The 20,471-nt window shown below is 63.1% G+C and carries 17 protein-coding genes and 1 pseudogene; 14 read left to right on the forward strand and 4 right to left on the reverse strand.

Annotation, left to right across the window (positions count from 1 at the left end):
• Positions 1–166: 166 nt before the first annotated feature.
• The 9 genes and pseudogenes from ABRA89_RS02675 to ABRA89_RS02715 all read left to right on the forward strand — a co-directional run bounded on the left by ABRA89_RS02675 (position 167) and on the right by ABRA89_RS02715 (position 11,532).
• Positions 167–1,165: a BMP family lipoprotein gene (locus ABRA89_RS02675; RefSeq protein ID WP_349939894.1), complete on the forward strand. Its 999-nt coding sequence runs from the start codon at positions 167–169 to the stop codon at positions 1,163–1,165.
• A gap of 20 nt (positions 1,166–1,185) precedes the next feature.
• Positions 1,186–2,763 (forward strand): ABC transporter ATP-binding protein, encoded by a 1,578-nt coding sequence (locus ABRA89_RS02680; RefSeq protein WP_349939977.1) that lies wholly within the window; start codon positions 1,186–1,188, stop codon positions 2,761–2,763.
• Positions 2,763–3,926, forward strand: a complete 1,164-nt coding sequence (locus tag ABRA89_RS02685; RefSeq protein WP_349939895.1) for an ABC transporter permease — start codon at positions 2,763–2,765, stop codon at positions 3,924–3,926. The genes ABRA89_RS02680 and ABRA89_RS02685 overlap by 1 nt, the downstream gene beginning before the upstream one ends.
• Positions 3,926–4,894, forward strand: a complete 969-nt coding sequence (locus ABRA89_RS02690; RefSeq protein WP_349939896.1) for an ABC transporter permease — start codon at positions 3,926–3,928, stop codon at positions 4,892–4,894. Before ABRA89_RS02685 ends, ABRA89_RS02690 begins: the two co-directional genes overlap by 1 nt.
• A 5-nt stretch (positions 4,895–4,899) precedes the next feature.
• Positions 4,900–5,712, forward strand: a complete 813-nt coding sequence (locus ABRA89_RS02695; protein WP_349939897.1) for a purine-nucleoside phosphorylase — start codon at positions 4,900–4,902, stop codon at positions 5,710–5,712.
• Positions 5,713–5,714: 2 nt separating this feature from the next.
• Complete coding sequence (deoA, locus tag ABRA89_RS02700; protein ID WP_349939898.1) at positions 5,715–7,052, forward strand: thymidine phosphorylase; 1,338 nt, start codon at positions 5,715–5,717, stop codon at positions 7,050–7,052.
• A 954-nt stretch (positions 7,053–8,006) separates the two neighbouring features.
• Positions 8,007–9,875, forward strand: a complete 1,869-nt coding sequence (locus ABRA89_RS02705) for a putative bifunctional diguanylate cyclase/phosphodiesterase (RefSeq protein ID WP_349939899.1) — start codon at positions 8,007–8,009, stop codon at positions 9,873–9,875.
• Positions 9,876–10,128: 253 nt separating this feature from the next.
• Positions 10,129–10,284 carry a hypothetical protein gene (locus ABRA89_RS02710; RefSeq protein ID WP_349939900.1) on the forward strand — a complete coding sequence of 52 codons (156 nt, stop codon included), beginning with the start codon at positions 10,129–10,131 and terminating at the stop codon, positions 10,282–10,284.
• 18 nt (positions 10,285–10,302) lie between these two features.
• A pseudogene (locus ABRA89_RS02715) lies at positions 10,303–11,532 on the forward strand (IS3 family transposase).
• Between the two features lie 70 nt (positions 11,533–11,602).
• On the opposite strand, the gene mobB reads toward ABRA89_RS02715, so the two are convergent.
• Entirely contained in the window at positions 11,603–12,109 is a 507-nt protein-coding gene (mobB, locus tag ABRA89_RS02720; protein WP_349939901.1) for a molybdopterin-guanine dinucleotide biosynthesis protein B, read from the reverse strand.
• A 100-nt stretch (positions 12,110–12,209) separates the two neighbouring features.
• On the opposite strand from mobB, the gene ABRA89_RS02725 reads away from it, so the two are divergent.
• Positions 12,210–13,100: a helix-turn-helix transcriptional regulator gene (locus ABRA89_RS02725; protein WP_349939902.1), complete on the forward strand. Its 891-nt coding sequence runs from the start codon at positions 12,210–12,212 to the stop codon at positions 13,098–13,100.
• A 30-nt stretch (positions 13,101–13,130) separates the two neighbouring features.
• Here the strand turns inward: ABRA89_RS02725 and ABRA89_RS02730 are convergent, their stop codons facing one another.
• Genes ABRA89_RS02730 through ABRA89_RS02740 form a run of 3 tightly spaced genes read right to left on the reverse strand, consistent with a single transcriptional unit; the run spans position 13,131 to position 15,523 of the window.
• Positions 13,131–13,970 (reverse strand): ABC transporter substrate-binding protein, encoded by an 840-nt coding sequence (locus tag ABRA89_RS02730; protein WP_349939903.1) that lies wholly within the window; start codon positions 13,968–13,970, stop codon positions 13,131–13,133.
• A gap of 49 nt (positions 13,971–14,019) precedes the next feature.
• A complete protein-coding gene (locus ABRA89_RS02735) occupies positions 14,020–14,808 on the reverse strand; it encodes an ATP-binding cassette domain-containing protein (protein WP_349939904.1) in 789 nt (262 codons plus the stop codon).
• Positions 14,801–15,523 (reverse strand): ABC transporter permease, encoded by a 723-nt coding sequence (locus tag ABRA89_RS02740; RefSeq protein ID WP_349939905.1) that lies wholly within the window; start codon positions 15,521–15,523, stop codon positions 14,801–14,803. Before ABRA89_RS02740 ends, ABRA89_RS02735 begins: the two co-directional genes overlap by 8 nt.
• 218 nt (positions 15,524–15,741) lie before the next feature.
• Between ABRA89_RS02740 and ABRA89_RS02745 the strand changes: the two genes are divergently transcribed.
• From ABRA89_RS02745 to fdh3B, 4 genes are all read left to right on the forward strand, one after another.
• Positions 15,742–16,347, forward strand: coding sequence for a TorD/DmsD family molecular chaperone (locus tag ABRA89_RS02745; RefSeq protein WP_349939906.1), 606 nt, complete (start codon positions 15,742–15,744; stop codon positions 16,345–16,347).
• A gap of 96 nt (positions 16,348–16,443) precedes the next feature.
• Positions 16,444–16,650: a twin-arginine translocation signal domain-containing protein gene (locus ABRA89_RS02750; RefSeq protein WP_349939907.1), complete on the forward strand. Its 207-nt coding sequence runs from the start codon at positions 16,444–16,446 to the stop codon at positions 16,648–16,650.
• Between the two features lie 62 nt (positions 16,651–16,712).
• On the forward strand, positions 16,713–19,730 hold the full coding sequence (locus tag ABRA89_RS02755) for a formate dehydrogenase subunit alpha (protein ID WP_349939908.1): 3,018 nt from the start codon (positions 16,713–16,715) through the stop codon (positions 19,728–19,730).
• 15 nt (positions 19,731–19,745) lie between these two features.
• Positions 19,746–20,342 carry a formate dehydrogenase FDH3 subunit beta gene (gene fdh3B, locus ABRA89_RS02760; protein ID WP_349939909.1) on the forward strand — a complete coding sequence of 199 codons (597 nt, stop codon included), beginning with the start codon at positions 19,746–19,748 and terminating at the stop codon, positions 20,340–20,342.
• The last annotated feature ends 129 nt before the right edge of the window (positions 20,343–20,471 follow it).

Below are 20,471 nucleotides of genomic sequence, written 5' to 3' on the forward strand. Positions count from 1 at the left end.
AAATGTTCGGGCCATGCCGGAGCGCTCACCGATCTGTGTCGGTCAAGGGACTGAAGTCCCTCGACAAACAGCGGTCGTTGCGGTCTTCTTCAAGGCAAACTTCCTGACATCGGGCCGACTTCGTCGAACTACGGGGTCGGCCCAAGAACCAAACAAGGAAAACCGAATGCGTCTTACCTTGATTGCGGCCGCCGCTGCAGCGCTTGTCGCCACGCAGGTTCAGGCGGCCGAGGTGCAGCCGGCCATCGTCTACGATCTCGGCGGCAAGTTCGACAAATCCTTCAACGAGGCGGCCTATAACGGGGCCGAGCGCTACGAGGAAGAGACCGGCACCGCCTATCGCGATTTCGAGATCCAGTCGGATTCCCAGCGCGAGCAGGCCCTGCGCAACTTCGCCCGGCGCGGCTTCGATCCCGTGATCGGCATCGGCTTTTCACAGGCCCAGGCTATGGAAAAGGTCGCCGAAGAATATCCCGACACCCATTTTGCCATCATCGACGCCGTCGTCGACAAGCCGAACGTGCGCTCGATCCTCTTCAAGGAGGAGCAGGGCTCCTATCTGGTTGGCGTTCTCGCCGCCATGGCGTCGGAAACAGGCAAAATCGGCTTCGTCGGCGGCATGGATATTCCGCTCATCCGCAAGTTCGCCTGCGGCTATGTCGAGGGCGCGAAGGCGGTCAATCCTGACATCGAGGTTTACGAGAACATGACCGGCACCACGGGTGCGGCCTGGAACGACCCCGTGCGCGGCGGCGAGCTCGCCAAGTCCCAGTTCGATCAGGGCGCGGACGTCGTCTATCATGCGGCCGGCGGAACGGGCATCGGCGTCCTTCAGGCGGCGGCAGATGCCGGCAAGCTCGGCATTGGAGTCGACTCCAACCAGAACATGACCCATCCAGGCTCGGTGCTGACTTCGATGGTCAAGCGCGTCGACAACGCAGTCTTCGAAACCATAGAAGATCTCGCCAATGACGAATGGTCCGCCGGCACCGAGGAACTCGGCCTCGAACAGGACGGTGTCGCCTGGGCGCTCGACGAGAACAATCGTGAGCTGATCACCGAAGAGATGGAAGCGCGCGTCGGCGAGGCCCGCGAGAAGATCATCTCCGGCGAGGTCGAAGTCCACGACTATATGACCGACGATTCCTGCCCGGCGAAATCCTGAACGAAGCGCCGGTGAGCATGATGGAGAGGTCGGCCCGATCGGGTGCGACTTCGGACACGGCGGCGGGCCATCCGCCGCCTGCGATCGAACTTGTCGGCATCGACAAGAGCTTCGGTCCGGTCCGCGCCAATAAAAACATCCATCTGAAGGTCGAGAAGGGCACGATTCATGGCATCGTGGGCGAGAACGGGGCCGGCAAATCGACCCTGATGTCGATCCTCTATGGCTACTATCAGGCCGATGGCGGCGAAATCCGCGTCGACGGAAAGCCGGTCGACATCCGCTCGCCGGACGATGCGATCGCCGCCGGCATCGGCATGGTGTTCCAGCATTTCATGCTGGTCGAGACCTTCACCGTCCTTGAAAACGTGATGCTCGGCGTCGAAGGCGGGGCACGGCTGAAGGGCGGGGTCGCCAAGGTTCGGGCTGAGCTCCAGCGGCTCGAACGGCACTTCGCGCTGGAGGTCGATCCAGACGCGGTCGTCGAGGACCTGCCGGTCGGCCTGCAACAGCGCGTCGAAATCCTCAAAGCCCTCTATCGCGGGGCCGAGACCCTCATCCTCGACGAGCCGACGGGCGTCCTGACGCCGGCCGAGGCCGATCACTTGTTTCGCATCCTCGCCCAGCTGCGCGATCAGGGGCGGACGGTCATCCTCATCACCCACAAGCTGCGCGAGATCATGGAGGCGACCGATACCGTTTCGGTCATGCGCCAGGGCGAGATCGTCGCCACCATGACGACGGCGGAGACATCGCCACCCCAACTCGCCGAGGAGATGGTGGGCCGCCGCGTCCTCCTGCGCGTCGACAAGCAGCCGGCCAAACCCGGCCGCACCATGCTGGAGGCGAGCGGCCTGTCGCTCACCGACAAGCGCGGCGTGCGGCTCCTTCAGGATGCAAGTTTTTCAATCAGGGCCGGCGAGATCGTCGGCATTGCGGGTGTCGCGGGGAACGGCCAGTCGGAACTGCTGGAGGTCCTCTCCGGCATGCGCACGGCGACCGGCGGAACGCTCCATATCGACGGCGAGCTCGTCGATCTCACTATCCCCGCCGATGCTGCCGCGCGGCGCCGCCTGGGTCTTGCCCATGTGCCGGAGGACCGGCACCGCGCCGGCCTCGTCACCGCCTTCTCGGAGGACGAGAACGCCATTCTCGGCTATCACGACGATGCCGGCTATGCGCGCGGTCTTTTCCTTGACCGAACCGCGATCCGAAAGCATGCCTTCCGGCATATCGAGCAATACGACATCCGCCCGCCAGACCCGCACCTGAAGGCAGCGAACTTTTCCGGCGGCAACCAGCAGAAGATCGTGCTTGCCCGCGAGATGGAGCGCGCCCCGAAAATCCTCCTCGTCGGCCAGCCGACCCGCGGCGTCGATATCGGCGCGATCGAGTTTATCCACGCCCGCCTCGTCGAAATGCGCGATGCCGGCTGCGCCATCCTCCTCGTTTCGGTAGAGCTCGACGAGATCAGGGCGCTGTCGGACCGCATCCTCGTCATGTGCGGCGGACGCATCGTCGGCGAGCGCGATCCCGAGACGAGCGAAGCCCAACTCGGTCTTCTGATGACCGGCATCTCCGACGAGGAGGCGGCCTGATGGCGGCGTCCGGCGCAAAAGTCCGCTCGTCCGGCCAGCTGCCCGCCTGGATCGACTACACCGTCATCCCGCTTCTCAACGTGGCGGCGGCGTTCCTCGTCTCCGGCCTCGTCGTACTGTTGATCGGCGAGAATCCGCTCGATGCGGTCGGCTATCTCGTCTACGGCGCGATCGGCTATGGCGAAGGCATCGGCTTCACCCTGTTCTACGCGACGAACTTCATGCTGACGGGCCTTGCCGTCGCGGTCGCCTTCCATGCCGGGCTCTTCAATATCGGTGGCGAGGGCCAGGCCTATGTGGGCGGCCTCGGCTGCGCGCTCGCAGCACTGATGCTCGACCAGTACGTGCCGTGGTGGGTGACATTCCCGCTTGCACTCGTCATGGCGGCGGCCTTCGGCGCGGCTTGGGCCTTCGTGCCGGGCTGGCTCGCGGCCAAGCGCGGCAGCCATATCGTCATCACGACGATCATGTTCAACTTCATCGCCGCGAGCTTCATGGTCTGGCTCCTCGTCGAGCACCTGTCGCCAGCCGGCTCCATGCAGCCGGAGACGCGCACCTTCGCGGCAGGTGGCACGCTGCCGAAACTAAACGGCCTGTTCTCCCTCTTCGGCATCGATATCGGCGCATCGCCCCTCAATCTCACCTTTCTCGTCGCCCTCGCGGCCGCTCTTCTCGTCTATCTGCTGATCTGGCGGACGAGGCTCGGCTATGAAATCCGCACCATGGGCTTCAGCCCGACGGCCGCGCTTTATGCCGGCATCTCGCCCGTCCGCGTCACCGTCGTCGCGATGATGATTTCCGGCGCGCTCGCCGGCGTGATGGCGCTTAATCCAGTGCTTGGCGACCAGCAGCGCCTGCAGATCGATTTCGTCGGCGGGGCGGGCTTCGTCGGCATCGCCGTCGCGCTTATGGGCCGGGCGCATCCGGTCGGCATCGTCCTTGCCTCGATCCTATTCGGCGTTCTCTATCAGGGCGGTGCCGAGCTCGCCTTCGACATGCCGTCGATCTCGCGCGACATGATCGTCGTCATCCAGGGCCTCGTGATCCTCTTCGCCGGCGCGCTGGAGCACATGTTCCGGCCCGGCCTGACGCGCGGCTGGTCGCTGATCTCGCAGCGGCAGGAAAGCCTCGCGGCTGCAGAGCCCGGAAAGGTGCGCACCTGATGAGCTTCGACGCGCTGATCCTCCTTCTCGATTCGACCGTGCGCCTCTCGATCCCGCTGATCCTCGCCGCCCTCGGCGGGCTCTTTTCCGAGCGGGCCGGCGTCTTCGATATCGGGCTGGAGGGCAAGATGCTGATCGCGGCCTTCGCGGCTGCCGCTGTCGGCGCGGTCACCGGCTCGGCCTGGCTCGCACTCGCAGCCGGCATTCTCGCCTCGGTCGCGCTCTCGCTGGTTCACGGCTTTGCCTCGATCACCCAGCGCGGCAACCAGATCGTATCGGGTGTCGCGATCAATTTCCTCGCGGCGGGCCTTACGGCCTTTCTCGGCTATGCGTGGTTCTCACGCGGCGGCCAGACGCCGCCCTTGCCGGCGAGCGGGCGCTTCGGCACCATCGATCTCCCCTTCGCCGATGCCCTGAGCGGGGTGCCGGTCCTTGGCCCGATCTATGCGACGCTGATCTCCGGGCACAATCTCATCGTCTATCTCGCCTTCCTCGCCGTGCCGCTCACGGCCTGGATCGTCTACCGCACCCGCTTCGGACTGCGCCTACGCGCAGTCGGTGAGAACCCGGCGGCGGTCGATACGGCGGGCATCTCCGTCGCCTGGCTGCGCTACCGGGCGGTGATCGTCTGCGGCATCTTCTGCGGCCTCGCGGGAGCCTATCTCTCTATCGCGCAATCGGCCGGCTTCGTCCGTGACATGACGGCCGGCAAGGGCTTCATCGCACTCGCCGCGCTCATCTTCGCCAAGTGGAAGCCCTGGCCGCTGCTCGGCGCATGCCTCCTTTTCGGCCTTCTGGACGCAAGCGCGATCCGGCTTCAGGGCGTGTCGCTGCCCGGCATCGGCGAGGTGCCGGTCCAGTTCATGCAGGCGCTTCCCTATATCCTCGTCGTCGTGCTCCTCGCCGGCTTCATCGGCAAGGCCGTCCCGCCGCGCGCCGGCGGCGTGCCCTACGTAAAAGAGCGGTGAGAAAGATGGTAACTGCCACCCTGACGATCCGGGGCCGCACCGATCTTGTCCCGAAGATCGGCCTTGTCCTCGGCTCGGGGCTCGGCAGTCTCGTCGATCTGATCGAGGAGCCGGTTACGATCGGCTATCAAGAACTCGATGGCTTTCCTGTGTCGACCGTTTCCGGCCATCAGGGTTCGCTCGTTCTCGGCCGGCTTTCGGGCGTCCCGGTCGCGGCGATGTCAGGCCGCTCGCATTACTACGAGCACGGCAAGGCGGACGTCATGCGCCGGCCGCTGGAGACCCTCGCGGAGCTCGGCGTCGAGATCCTGATCCTCACCAATTCCGCCGGCAGCCTGATCCAAGAGGCGGGGCCCGGCGCGGTGATGATGATCGAGGATCACATCAACCTTTCCGGAACGAACCCGTTGATCGGCGAGCCGACCGACCGCCGTTTCGTCGGCATGACCACGGCCTATGATGCATCGATAAGGGAAAGCGCCCGCGCAATTGCCGCTGAACTGGAATTCGATCTTCACGCGGGCGTCTATGCGTGGTTTTCCGGCCCGAGTTTCGAGACGCCGGCCGAAATCCGGATGGCGCGCACGCTGGGCGCAGATGCCGTCGGCATGTCGACCGTGCCGGAGGTGATCCTTGCCCGGTTCCTGGGGCTGCGCGTCGCCGCCTTCTCCGTCATCACCAATATGGGCGCGGGCATCACCGGCGCGGAACTCAGCCACGAGGAAACCAAGGCGATGGCCCCAAAGGGTGGTGCCGACCTCGCGCGGCTTCTCGCGGCCCTGATCGGGCGGCTTGCGACGTCCGACAAAGGCCTCTGAGCATGGCTGCGTTTCTGCCTCAGGAGATCCTCCGCAAGATCCGTGACGGCGAGACGGCGACGCGTGAGGAAATCGGGGCATTCATCCTCGGTCTCGTCAATGGCGATGTGGGAGAGGCACAGGCGGCGGCCTTTGCGATGGCCGTGTTCTGCCGGGGCCTCTCGACCGAAGCGACCGTTGCGCTGACCGAGGCGATGCGTGATTCCGGCGAAAGGCTCGATTGGCCTGATGATGGTCGGCCGGTGCTCGACAAGCATTCCACTGGCGGCATCGGCGACAGCGTATCGCTGATCCTCGCGCCGATCCTCGCCGCCTGCGGCGCACGGGTGCCGATGATCTCCGGGCGTGGCCTCGGCCATACCGGCGGCACGCTCGACAAGCTGGATGCCATTCCGGGCTATCAGAGCGCCCCCAACCTCGACGCGCTGCGGCGCGTCGTCGGCGAGACGGGCTGCGCCATCGTCGCCGCTACTGCCGATCTCGCCCCGGCCGACCGGCGGCTTTACGGCATCCGCGACATCACCGCGACAGTGGACAGCCTGCCGCTGATCGTCTCCTCGATCCTGTCGAAGAAGCTCGCCGCCGGCACCGATGCGCTGGTCCTCGACGTGAAGGTTGGTAGCGGGGCCTTCATGGCGACGCCGGAGGATGCAAGAGGTCTCGCCGAAAGCCTCGTCTCGGTCGCCAACGGTGCGGGCCTGAAGACCACTGCCCTTATCACCGACATGAACGAGCCTCTCGCATCCGCTGCCGGAAATGCGGTGGAGGTCGCGAACGCCGTCGCCGTCCTGACGGGCAAGCGACGCGAGATGCGGCTGGAGGAGGTGACCCTGGCGCTTGCCGCAGACCTCCTGCAACACGGCGGTTTGGCCGGCAGCGTCGACGAGGCGAGATCGATGGCGCGAAACGCACTCGACTCAGGGGCCGCGGCCGAGCGCTACGGCCAAATGGTTCAGGCCCTCGGCGGGCCGACGGATTTTATTGAAAACGCCGATAGCCATCTGCCGACTGCCCCAATCCGGCTGGATGTGTTCTCAGAAGAAGAGGGGAGCGTTTCCGCGATCGACGCCCGAAAGATCGGCCTTGCCGTGATCTCGCTCGGCGGCGGACGCCGCCAAGCATCGGACGTCATCGACCATTCGGTCGGCTTTACGAGCCTCGCCAGCATAGGCGAGACGACCAGCCGGGATCGCCCCATCGGCGTCGTCCATGCGCGGGATATGGCTGCTGCGGAACACGCAGCTGATATCCTTCGCGCCGCCTACCAAATCGGGGAAAGCCGGCCGGTCGGCCATGTCATCCATCGCCGCATCGAACGAACCGGCTGCGTCCACTTTTGACGACCGACTGAGCATAAAAAGATCAGTCGGAATTCCGACGGAATGGGAAATGGATATGTGGAGCCCCGTACATTACGTCACCGTCTCATCTGGAATGCTTGCTTTGCGAGCGTGATTGTTTCGCTGACCTCGCCGCCGGCCCGCCAACGGCTGCTCGAAATGAAGCTTTCCAGCATCCCAAGGTATTTTCCCCGCAAACTATAGCGACGAGGTGGTTTTGTTTGATCGGCTCATAAAATGGCGCTGCTACATCGATCAATCGACAACGAGTTCCAACGCCTGCAACGAAAAGGCGTCGTTGGACATGATTGCGATCTGCCGGTCCATGAAAGATCGCGGCATCGAAAACTAAGCGATATCCTTTGGTGGAAGCGCCGACGCGACGAATATCCCGCTATGCGCGAGTGGAACGGACCAGTTCATGGAAGCGTCGACCGGCGACATCAAAGAGATGTACGAGAATCTCGCCGAGCATATCGCGAAAAAACCGCTGCGTTTGACGAGAGAGCGGTAATCGTCCGTTTCTCGGCCTCAATGCGATGTATTCGGGGACTGAACGCTCGTTTATTCTCCCTCTAGCCAAAGAATCCTGCGTCTCGTCGGCATTTGTATTTTTGAAGAGTAAAGGGTGATGAAGGACCGTCCATCGAGGATAAACTCCTTCGCTCAGATGCGGCCGATCTCCACGATCCCGGCGCCTTGTGGGCCTCGTCTTCGTGGCATTGAGAAGCTGATAAAATAATTAGATTTTAACAACTTCAGCTGACAGTCAAAGTCTTCCGGGCCCAGAGATCCACGGGTGAGAAGGTCCGCCGGTAAAATTACGGTCAGGACATGAGTGGTTTAAATTTTCAAACCGAAACGCGCAACGAAAGCTCGTCGCACGGCTTGATTTTACTTGACGGCCTCAGGATCGTTTACGCCAGCGCGGGGCTCGATCGGATTCTTGATTGCTTGCCGGGCACCCTTGATGCGGGGCAACATCTGCCACAAGGCCTTCAGGCAGCATTTCGACCGCATCTGCCTCTGCCGGGCCAGACGACCAAAGCCATTCTGGATCTTCCCGGCGAGAGCCAGGTTTCGGTGGAGTGCGAGACCGATGGGCGGCTTGTCCATATAGCGTTCAGGGATGCATCGCCCGAGGTGCTGCGAGACACCATTCTTGAGCTCACGGCCTCGACCATGGCGCAAGGCGTTCTCGTGCACGACCGGAAGAAGATCCTTCTGGCGAACGACCGTCTCGTCAGCCTGCTCGAAGCGCCAGCCGAACTGTTCCGGATCGGCCTATCGTGGAAGGGCATCATCGAATTCGGCATTGAGCGCGGCGACTACGGCACGGAGGCCGCCGGCTATATCGAGCGCATTCTCGATAATTTCGAGCATGATCGTCATCTGACGCTCGAACGACGCGTCGCTGAAACGGTGCTCCTCATCGAGGCGAGATATGAAGCCGGTATCGGCGTCGTGACCTACACCGATGTGACGGTGGCGCGCTTGCGCGAAGAGCAGCTCAAGCGTTCCGAAGCACGCGCTCGCTTTCTGGCCGATAATGACGGCTTGACGGGACTGTTAAACCGGCGCGCCTTCGATGCCCGCCTCGACAGTATGATATCCGCCTGGAGATCGGACGCTCAGGCCGGAGGAATACTCGCGGTCATTCTTCTCGATCTCGACCGATTCAAAGCCGTGAACGACTCACATGGCCATGGAATGGGAGACTTTCTTCTCACAGCCTTGGCGCGACGGTTTGCGGACGCGATCGGAGAGGGCAACGTCGCTGCACGGATCGGCGGAGACGAGTTTGCCTTTGCCCTCACCTGCCGGCAGGAAAGCCAGGTCTTTGCAATTGCCGAGACGATCAGAGCTGCGGCTGTCGAACCGGTTGTGGCCAATGGAACGCAGGTCGAGGTCGGCGCGTCGGTCGGCGTTGCCCTGGCGCTTGGCGGGATGACCAAGGCGCGGATCATGTACGCCGCCGATCTCGCCCTTTATAGCGCCAAGAAGCAGGGACGAGGGCAGATCGTTCGCTTCACGTCGGATATCGAGAAGGCGGCACGCGCCCGGACGGTGTTGGAAAGTGATCTGCGGCGCGCGTTCGAGCGCGCTCAGCTGGAAATGCACTATCAGGTGCAACATGAGCTTCGAACGAACCAGCCGGTCGGCTACGAGGCCCTCATGCGCTGGCGCCATCCCGAGCGAGGACTGGTCTCGCCGGCCGATTTCATCCCACTTGCCGAAGAAACCGGTCTCATCGTCGCAATGGGCCGCTGGGCACTGATGCGAAGCACTTGCGATATCGCATCGCTTGATGACCGCATGCGGATTTCCGTCAATGTCTCACCGGTTCAGTTCGCCGCTTCCGACATCGTCGCGGATGTCGATGCAGCGCTCCAGGCATCGGGCCTCGATCCAGCCCGGTTGGAGATCGAAATAACCGAGGCGGTCCTTCTCAGGGATACGGACGCGACCCTTGCGACCATGAACAGGTTGCACGAAAGGGGCGTGACGCTCAGCCTCGATGATTTCGGAGCAGGCTATTCCTCGCTCTCCTATCTCACCCATTTTCCGTTCACGAAGATCAAGGTCGATCGCTCCTTCGTCGAGCATATGCACGATGATCCACGGTCGGAGGCGCTGGTGCGATCCATCTTGGCGCTGGCGAAATCCCTCAACCTCAAAGTAACCGCCGAAGGAGTCGAGACGCACAGCCAGCTCCTGACGCTTGCAAAGGAGGGCTGCGACGAGGCGCAGGGTTATCTGCTTGGAAAGCCGCTGCCCCTTGCCGATATCGGAACGAACCTCAAAAGGCGTAGCTGCACCTGATGGGCCCCTTCTCTCGGCGCATCCTAGGATTTCAAAAGCCCGTTAGGGTTGTTAAAGGCTCTTCCCGAACCGATGCCATTCGAGACCAGCTTGACCCGACGACTTAAGACTGCTGACCAATAGAAGTCAGAAGGTCCGGGCGCCTGACTACCGTAAGATTATTGATGGCCACCTGATCGGACAGACACCGTCCGGCAGATGGCTGCTTCACCGCTCGATACCGCGTTCGGACGCGAAGGGTACGCTGGCTTTAGTGATCGACGTGACCGATCCGATGAAGGATGTGGACAGGGTTCGCCGGAGCAGGGCACACTATCTGGCGATCGCGCAGGCCTCGCCCTGCGGCGTCATGCAGATCGACGGGCAGGCTCATATGGACTTGCTTCGGGAAAGTGGAGAGCTCTTCTGAAGGAAAGAGGAGCATTTCATGGGCAGATCACATCGCCGGTTCGGCAAGGAATTCGAGGCGGAGGCTATTCGTCTCGTCGAGACGAGCGGGCGTTCTCAGAAGCAGATCGCCGACGATCTCGGGATAGGCCGGTCGACACTGCGAAACTGGCTGACCAAACATTAGGAACGGGAACTCGAAGCGCCGCCTCCCGATCGTCAGGAGGACATGGCAGCCGAGCTGAAGCGGCTGCGGCGCGAGAACGAGATCCTGCGCCAGGAACGCGAGATCCTGAAGCGGGCGACGACTTTTTTCGCCAAGGACGGGTTGAGGCCGGAGCGCCATCGGTCCGAGCGAATGGCCGAACGATGAGGTTCGAACTCATCGACGCGGCGAAGAAGGATTTCTCCGTCCAGCGCCTCTGCAAGGTCCTCAACGTCAGCCCGAGCGGTTATTTCGCATGGAAAGGCCGTCCAGCCTCTCGCCTGCAACGCGAGGATCAGGTGATGCTGGCGTACGTCCGTTCGGCGTTCGCCTTGTCCAATGAGACGTACGGAAGCACGCGCACGGTCTACGAGCTTCGCTCTGACGGTCATGCCGTCGGCCGCCGAAGCGTCGCCCGGCTGATGCGCGAGAACGGAATGAAAGCGCGGCAGAAGCGACGCTTCAAACGCACGACCGACAGCCACCATGCGTTTCCCATCGCTCCGAACCTTCTGGACCAGGACTTCACCGCGACCAAGCCGAACGAGAAGTGGGGTGTCGACATCTCCTACATCTGGACGCGCGAGGGATGGCTGTACCTCTCCGTTCGGCGGGAAAGCAGTCACGGGCCTGCTTTCGTTCACCGCCTCACTCATTGATCTGTTCGCCCGCCGCGTCGTCGGTTGGGCGACGAGCGACCGGCTGAAGAAGGACCTGGCTCTGTCGGCGCTTCGCCGAGCCATCGTCGTTCGACCTCCGCCTGCCGGGCTGATCCACCACGCCGATCGCGGCTCGCAATACTGCTCTCTCGAGTGCCAGGCTCTATTGCGAAAGCATGGCATCCTGATCTCGATGTCGGGAAAGGGAAATCGTTTTGACAACGCCATGGTCGAAAGCTTCTTCAAGACGCTGAAGACCGAACTCGTCTGGCGCACCGTCTTCCAGACCCGAACCGAGGCGACCGCCGCGATCGGTCGGTACATCGACGGCTTCTATAATCCCGTCCGGCGCCATTCGGCGCTCAACTTCGTCAGCCCGCTTCAATTCGAGAGGCTCGCAGCGTAAAATCCAAAACGCTCTCCACTTTCGCGAAGCAAGTCCACGCCGTTCACGCCTGGTGTCGATGGAGCTGCGATCAATCGGGCTTTCGCCGGTTCTCGATGAAATTGGCTATCGCTGTGATGTCGTCGATGTCGAAAACTGGGAGGGTTTCGCCATCAATGCCCCGATCGGAGGCGATGGCGACGATGCCTGGCACGCTGCCGGCGAGGGGCGTGTTGTCCATGGCGTCCCTGCGGCGGCACTCGATCTTTTCGTGACTGCTCTTCTTGAAGCCTTCGACGATGACGAAATCGCTGGGGGAGAGGCGTGTGAGCATCTCTTCGAGGGTCGGTTCGTCCGCGCCTTTCAATTCGTGCATCAACGCCCAGCGGACCGCGGAGGCGATGGCGACTTCCGTAGCGCCGGCCGCGCGGTGGCGGTAGGAATCGGTGCCCTCCTCGTCGACGTCGAAGGCGTGGTGGGCGTGCTTTATGCTGGCGACGCGGTGCCCGCGCCGAGTGAGTTCGGCAATCACGCGCTCCGTCAGCGTGGTCTTGCCGGAATTCTTCCAGCCGGTGATGCCGAAGACGATCGGAGCCATGCTCTCATCCTGTGTGGTCTGCGATGGGGCGAGAGGCAATCGATGCCCCTCCGCCAAGACACGATTGCCCTTGTGGCCCGCGCCCGTCTAGATGCGGAGCATGGAAACATCCGGACCCGATTATCTGACGACAAAGGAGCTTGCCGAGCTTCTGCGGATCAAGGAACGCAAGGTCTATGATCTTGCGTCGAACGGCGAGATTCCCTGCGTGCGTGCAGTCGGCAAGCTGCTCTTTCCGGCCGGCGAGATCGCGGCCTGGATGGGCGCGGCACGGTCGGGTCCGCTCGTGGAAAACGAGAAGCGGCCGCTGGTGCTGGCGGGCAGCCACGATCCGCTGCTCGACTGGGCTCTGCGGCAATCGGGGAGCGGGCTTGCGGCGTTTTTCGACGGCAGCAGCGACGGGCTGGAGCGTTTCGCACACCAAGAGGCGCTGGCCTCGGGGCTTCATCTGCGTGGGACGGACGGCGGCTGGAACGTCGAGGCGGTGACGCAGCGGTTTTCGCGCGATCCTGTGGTTCTCATCGAATGGGCGCGGCGTGACTGCGGCCTCATCGTCGCGGCCGGGAATCCGAAGGGGATCGGTAGGCTTTCCGATCTGGCCGCGCTGAAGGTCGCGCGACGGCAGGCCGGGGCTGGAGGATCGGTCCATTTCGAGGCGCTGCTTTCGGAGGCCGGTATGGACCCGGCCGCGCTCGATGGTCCGGAAGCGCCGGCGCGGACGGAGGACGATCTCGCCCGGCTCATCATGGAGGAAAGGGCGGATGCCGCATTCGGCCTGCGCGCTGTCGCGGCGCAGTTCCGGCTCGGCTTCGTGCCGCTGTCGAGCGACCGCTTCGATCTTCTGGTGAGCCGAAAAGCCTATTTCGAACCGGCCTTCCAGCGGCTTGTCGCGTTCTCACGGACGCCGGACTTTAGAGAGCGGGCCCGCGACATGGCCGGCTATGACATTTCACGGACCGGTCATGTTCATTTCAACGGCGGCGGGCGCTGACGCCACGCCGCCGTTTTTCTTGTTACGAAATCAGGCGCCGTCGCCGGTCGTCGCGTTCGGGAAGAAGAGCTGCTGGCCGTCCACCTTATAGGCGGCGATCGCGTCCTGGCCTTCCTTCGAGAGAACCCAGTCGACGAAGGCCTGGCCGGCCTCAGCCTTCACGTTCGGGTGCTTTTCCGGGTTCACCAGAATGATGCCGTACTGGTTGAAAAGCTTCGGATCGCCCTCGACAGCAATCTCGTATTCTCCCTTGTTGCCGAAGGAGATCCAGGTGGCGCGGTCGGTGAGGATATAGGCTCCCATGCCGACGCCGGTGTTGAGTGTCGCGCCCATGCCGGAACCGGTCTCGCGGTACCAGTCGCCCGAAGCGCTCTTCACGTCCTCGCCGGCCTCTTTCCAGAGGCGCATCTCCGCTTTGTGCGTGCCGGAGTCATCTCCGCGCGAGGCGAACGGGCTCTTGGTTTCGGCGATCTTGTCGAGCGCTGAGACGACATCTTCGCTGCCGGCGATTCCGGCCGGATCGGCGGGCGGGCCGACGATGACGAAGTCGTTATACATCACGTCGAATCGCTCGACGCCCTGACCGGCATCGACAAAGGCTTCTTCGGCCGGCTTGGCGTGGACGAACAGGACGTCGCCGTCGCCGTTTTCGGCATTCTTGATGGCCTGCCCGGTCCCGACCGCGACGACGCGGACCTCGATGCCGGTTTTTTCCGTGAATTTGGGGAGAATTTCCTCGAAGAGCCCGGAGTTCTGGGTTGAGGTCGTCGACTGGACGACGATGAACTCGTCGCTCTGGGCCTGTGCCCCGCTTGCGAGCAAGAGGCTGGCAAGGCCGATAGCAGCTGAAAGGAATGTGCGTCTCAGCATGGGTTTTGAGTCTCCCTTGGTTTTGCTTGTCTCGAAGGTTTTGATCGGCTCAGGTGAGAAGTCCGCCGGCGAGGAATTCGCGGGCCGGGGCGCTCTGAGGCAGGTCGAAGAAGGTCTCGGCCGGCGTCTGCTCGGTCAGCCGGCCGTGATGCATGAAGATGAGCTCGTGGCCGAGGCGTCTCGCCTGGCCGAGATCGTGCGTGACCATCACCACCTTCACGCCGTGTTCGACGGCGCGGACGACCATCTCCTCGATCGCGCAGGTGGAGTGCGGGTCGAGACTCGAGGTCGGCTCATCGAGAAAGACGAGATCGGGCTCGGTTGAAAGCGCGCGCAGCATTGCGAGGCGCTGCTGCTCGCCGCCCGAGAGCGTGCGTGCGGGTTGGTCGGCCATCTTTTCGAAGCCGCCCTCGGCCAGAAGCTGCCGGGTTCGCTCTCCGCGCTCGGCCCGGTCGACGCCGTGGGCCTTGAGAGCGAAACCGAGATTGGCGGCGACGGACCGGCGCAGCATCACGGGGCGCTGGAAGACCATCGCCTGCCGCTTGCGGGCGGCGGGATCGATCGGCCTTCCGCCGAAGCTGATCGTGCCGGATGTGGGGGCGATGAGGCCGTGAAGAAGCTGGATGAGAAGGCTCTTTCCGGCGCCGTTCGGGCCGAGGATCATCGTCGCGCCCTTAGGGCCGACCGTCAGTTCGGGCAGGTCGATGAGAACACGGTTCCCGGTTTCGAAGGTCAGCCCCTCTGCTTTCAGCGGGAACAGGGAAGGGCGCGCGGCGCGATCATCCGTGCGGGAAAGAGGCATTGAGCCAAAAATGGGGAGGAAGGCGAGACTAGGCATGGGCGATCCCCGTGGTCGCGCCGCGCGTCGAGGCATTGCCAAGCGCGGAGACCGCCGCATTCACCGCGATCGCGATGAGGATGAGGACGACGCCGAGCGCGAGCGCGAGCGCGAGATTGCCCTTGGAGGTTTCGAGCGCGATCGTCGTCGTCATGACGCGGGTGACGTGATTGATATTGCCGCCGACGATGATCACCGCCCCAACCTCGGCGATAGCGCGACCGAAGCCGGCGAGAAGCGCCGTCATCAGGCTGATTCGCGCGTCCCACAGGAGCGTCGGGACCGAGGCCGCGCGGGAGAGGCCGAAAGAGCGGAGCTGGAGGCGATATTCGGCGTCGAGATCCTCGACAGTCTGGCGGGTGAGCGTCGCGATGATCGGCAGGACCAGGATCAACTGGGCGATGATCATCGCCGTCGGCGTGTAGAGTAGCTGCAGGACGCCAAGCGGGCCGGAGGCCGACAGCGCCAGATAGACGAAGAGGCCGACGACGACTGGCGGCAGGCCCATCAGGGCATTCAGAATCACCGTGACTGCGCGCCTGCCGCGAAAGCGTGCCACCGCGAGACCGGCGCCGAGGGGCATACCGACGCATGCCGCTAGAAGAACCGCCGTAAGCGACACTTCCAGAGAGAGAATGACGATCGCCCACAGCTCGGGGTCACCCGTCAGGACGAGGGTGAAGGCGTGCATGAGCGACTGTGCAAAATCCTGCATCTTCCTGCTGATTCCGCCGTTGTCGGAAAAATCTGCGGAATTGATGCACTTTGAACGCTCATCTGTCCAGCGCCGGCGGGCCGACCTCCATCCTCCCATGGGCGCGGCAGGAGGATTTATCTCCCTGATTTGAAGGGCTTCGCCAGACTGGAACCATTCGAAAGAGATTGCCGGGCGAAACAATAACTGTTCTAATGTGCGCGGGAGAGACGAACGACGTGCGCACACAGAACGCTGCTTATTCGACATCGCTGGATGAAGCCGAGCATCTGAGGGTGAACCTCTATCGGATGCTCGCTGGCCTTCTTGCCCGTTCGCCCGATCGCGAGCTGATGGCTTCACTCGCCAATCTGTCGGGTGATGAGACCGAGCTCGGCCGTGCGATCGGTGAGCTTTCGGCGCGGGCCGGCGCGATAAGCGCGGAGGATGTCTCCGACGAATATATTCGGCTCTTCATCGGCGTCGGTCGCGGCGAACTTGTGCCATTCGGCTCCTATTATCTTACCGGGTTCCTTCACGAAAAGCCGCTGGCGCGTCTGCGCGCGGACATGGCTCCGCTCGGCATCGAGCGTTCGCCCGAGGTGAAGGAGCCGGAGGACCACGCGGCCGCGCTGATGGACATGATGGCCGGGCTGATCGACGGCTCCTTCGGTGAGCGCCAGCCTCTCGCCGTGCAGCGCGACTTCTTCCGCAAACATGTGGGGTCCTGGATCGGGCATTTCTTCTCCGATCTCGCCAGGGCGAAAGGCGCGCAATTCTACGCGCCGGTCGGGCGGATCGGCGCGCTCTTCGCGGAGATCGAGGATGCCGGGTTCGATATGTGAATTTTCGCGCGGGAGTCACCGCGCGAAGCAAGGAAATGGCGAGGAAGCGTCTTTAGAACGCTTCCAAAGCGAAACGAAAATGGAAGGGACTGATCGATGAGCGGATCAAAGAAGGACGGGGCAACGAATCGTCGTTCGTTCCTCAAGTTCGCCGGTGTCGGCGGTGTGGCAACCGGTGCTGCGGCGCTGGCCTCGACGGTCGGTTCGGCTGGGGCTGCGGACCTTGAAGAAGAGCAGCGCGGCGATGCCGGCTACAAGGAAACCGCGCACGTGAAGACCTTCTACGATTCCGCGCGCTTCTGAGCGCGCTTCGGACAGATGAACCTTTCGCAGGCGACTGCAAGACTTTTTAAGCGGAGGCGAGAATGCTGAAAAAGAAAGCCGCGACGTCGGCGCGCTCTGCGCGACTGGCTTCGACGCTGTCGGAATTCACTCATGGTGCGGTTGACCGGCGAACCTTCCTGAAGCGGTCCGGCCTGACGATCGGCGGTGTCGCTGCTGTCGGGTCCCTGTCCGGCGGCATGGTGCGCAAGGCAAAGGCAGCCGAAGAGGGCGCGGGCAACGGGGAGGTCTCCGTCAAGAAATCGGTCTGCACCCACTGTTCGGTCGGCTGTACAGTTCTTGCAGAAGTGCAGAACGGCGTCTGGATCGGCCAGGAGCCCGGCTTCGATTCGCCCTTCAATCTCGGTGCCCATTGCGCCAAGGGTGCGTCGGTTCGCGAGCACGCTCATGGCGAGCGCCGTCTGAAATATCCGATGAAGCTCGTTGGCGGTAAGTGGCAGCGTCTCTCCTGGGACGAGGCGATCAACGAAGTCGGCGACAAGATGCTCGAAGTGCGCGAGGCGGTCGGGCCGGATTCGGTCTACTGGCTCGGCTCGGCCAAGCATTCCAACGAGCAGGCCTATCTGTTGCGCAAGTTCGCGGCCTATTGGGGCACGAACAACGTCGACCATCAGGCGCGCATCTGTCACTCCACCACGGTCGCAGGTGTCGCGAACACCTGGGGCTACGGCGCGATGACGAATTCCTACAACGACATCCACAAGTCCAAGGCGATCTTCCTGATCGGCGGTAATCCTGCCGAGGCCCATCCGGTCTCGCTGCTGCACCTTCTGAAGGCCAAGGAAGAGAACAACGCCCCGCTGATCGTCTGCGACCCGCGCTTCACGCGAACCGCAGCTCATGCCGACGAGTTCGTCCGCTTCCGGCCGGGCACGGACGTCGCGCTCGTCTGGGGCATTCTCTACCACATCTTCGAGAATGGGTGGGAAGACAAGCAGTTCATCGAAAGCCGCGTCTGGGGCATGGACGAGATCCGCGCCGAGGTCGCCAACTGGACGCCGGAGAAGGTGGAGAACGTAACCGGCGTTCCCGGCTCCCAGCTCCAGCGCGTCGCGCGGACCATGTCGGAGAACCGGCCGGGCACGCTGATCTGGTGCATGGGCGGCACCCAGCATACCAACGGCAACAACAACACCCGGGCCTACTGCATCCTGCAGCTTGCCCTCGGCAATATGGGCAAGGCCGGCGGCGGCACGAACATCTTCCGCGGGCACGACAACGTTCAGGGCGCGACCGATCTCGGCGTGCTCGCCGACACGCTCCCCGGCTATTACGGCCTGACGGATGGCGCTTGGGCACACTGGTCTCGCGTCTGGCAGGAAGATCCCAAATGGCTGCGCGACCGCTTCTCCGTGATGGTCGGCAAGGGTGAAGACGGCGGCGACCGCCCGATGATCAACGAGACCGGTATTCCGGTATCGCGCTGGATCGACGGCGTTCTGGAAGAGAAGGAAAATCTCGTCCAGCCGGACAACACCAAGGTCATGGTGTTCTGGGGCCACGCGCCGAACTCGCAGACCCGTCTGCCAGAAATGCAGAAGGCGATGAGCCAGCTCGACATGCTGGTGGTGATCGATCCCTATCCGACCATGACGGCGGTGCTTCAGGACCGCACGGACGGCGTCTATCTTCTGCCGGCCTCGACCCAGTTCGAGACCTACGGCTCGGTGACGGCCTCGAACCGGTCGCTGCAGTGGCGTGAGAAGGTGGTGGAGCCGCTCTTCGAATCGCTGCCCGATCACGTGATCATGCACAAGTTCGCGGAAAAGTTCGGCTTTGCCGATCGCATGTTCCGCAACATCGCGGTCGAGAACGGCGAGCCTGTGGTCGAAGACATCACCCGCGAGTTCAATCGCGGAATGTGGACGATCGGCTATACCGGTCAGTCGCCGGAGCGCATGAAGTCGCACATGGCGAACCAGCATTCCTTCGACCGTACGACGCTTCGTGCGCGGGGCGGCCCGAACGATGGCGACTATTACGGCCTGCCGTGGCCGTCATGGGGCACGGCCGAGATGAAGCATCCCGGTTCCGCCAACCTTTACGACATCTCGATCCCGGTCGCAGAGGGCGGCATGGGCTTCCGTGCCCGCTTCGGCGTGGAACGCGATGGCGACAATCTTCTGGCCGAGGGGTCCTACCCGGTCGGTTCGGAGATCGAGGACGGTTATCCGGAATTCACCTATGCCATGCTCGAGGAGCTCGGCTGGGACGGCGATCTGACGCCGTTCGAGCGTAAGACCATCGAGTATGTGGCCGGCTTCCGCGATGAACGGCCGACCAATACCGATATAGGCGAGACCTCGCAGACGGGCGACATCGAGTCCGACAACGAGGACAGCCGCCCGGCAGACTATGCCGAGAAGATGGGCGCGGTGAACTGGAAGACCGATCTTTCAGGCGGTATCCAGCGCGTCGCCATCAAGCACGGCTGCGCGCCCTACGGCAACGCCAAGGCCCGTGCCGTCGTCTGGACCTTCCCGGATCCGGTCCCGATCCATCGCGAGCCGCTCTACACGCCGCGCCGCGATCTGGTGGCCGACTATCCGACCTACGAGGACAAGACGTTCTGGCGCGTGCCGACGGCCTATGCCTCGATCCAGAAGGACGACTATTCCAAGGACTTCCCGATGATCATGACGTCGGGCCGTCTGGTGGAATACGAGGGCGGCGGCGACGAGACCCGCTCCAATCCGTGGCTCGCCGAGCTGCAGCAGCAGATGTTCGTGGAGATCCATCCGGCTGACGCGAACAATCTCGGCGTGCGCGACAACGACAATGTGTGGCTGCACAGCCCCGAGGGCGGCAAGATCCTTGTGGCGGCCATGGTGACGGAGCGCGTCGGACAGGGCGTCGTCTTCACGCCGTTCCATTTCGGCGGCTACTTCCAGGGCAATGATCTCAGGGCGAAATATCCTGACGGTGCGGACCCGTACGTCCTCGGCGAGGCCTGTAACACGGCTCAGACCTATGGCTACGACTCGGTCACGCAGATGCAGGAAACAAAATCGACGCTCTGCCGGATCGAGCGGGCAGCGTAAGGGGGAGATAACAAAATGGCACGAATGAAATTCCTCTGTGACGCCGAGCGCTGCATCGAATGCAATGCCTGCGTCACGGCCTGCAAGAACGAGAACGAGGTGCCGTGGGGCGTCAACCGACGCCGCGTGGTGACCATCAACGACGGCAAGCCGGGCGAGCGTTCGATCTCGGTGGCTTGCATGCACTGCTCGGATGCACCCTGCATGGCCGTCTGTCCGGTGGACTGCTTCTACCAGACCTCGGACGGCGTGGTTCTGCACTCCAAGGACCTGTGCATCGGTTGCGGCTACTGCTTCTACGCCTGCCCGTTCGGTGCGCCACAGTATCCGGAAGCCTCCAACTTCGGCACGCGCGGCAAGATGGACAAGTGCACCTTCTGCGCCGGCGGTCCGGAAGAGGACATGTCGAACATCGAGTTCCAGAAGTACGGCCGGAACCGCATCGCGGAAGGCAAGCTGCCGCTCTGCGCCGAGATGTGCTCGACCAAGGCGCTTCTCGCCGGTGACGGAGACACGGTCTCGCAGATCTATCGCGAGCGCGTCGTGGCCCGTGGCTTCGGTGCCGGCGCATGGGGCTGGGGCACGGCCTACGACCAGAAGGTCGGCGGCTAAGCCGAGCTGAGCTTCAGATCGGGCGGTTCGAGAGGACTGCCCGGTTCGCTAATGACAGATTGGTCCGTTCCGGTCGTGCTTGTGTCGAGAGGCTATCTCTCCATGCGGCACGGCGAGTAGGGCGGTTCA

This window comes from Fulvimarina thalattae, from assembly GCF_040239565.1.
Classification (GTDB): domain Bacteria; phylum Pseudomonadota; class Alphaproteobacteria; order Rhizobiales; family Rhizobiaceae; genus Fulvimarina.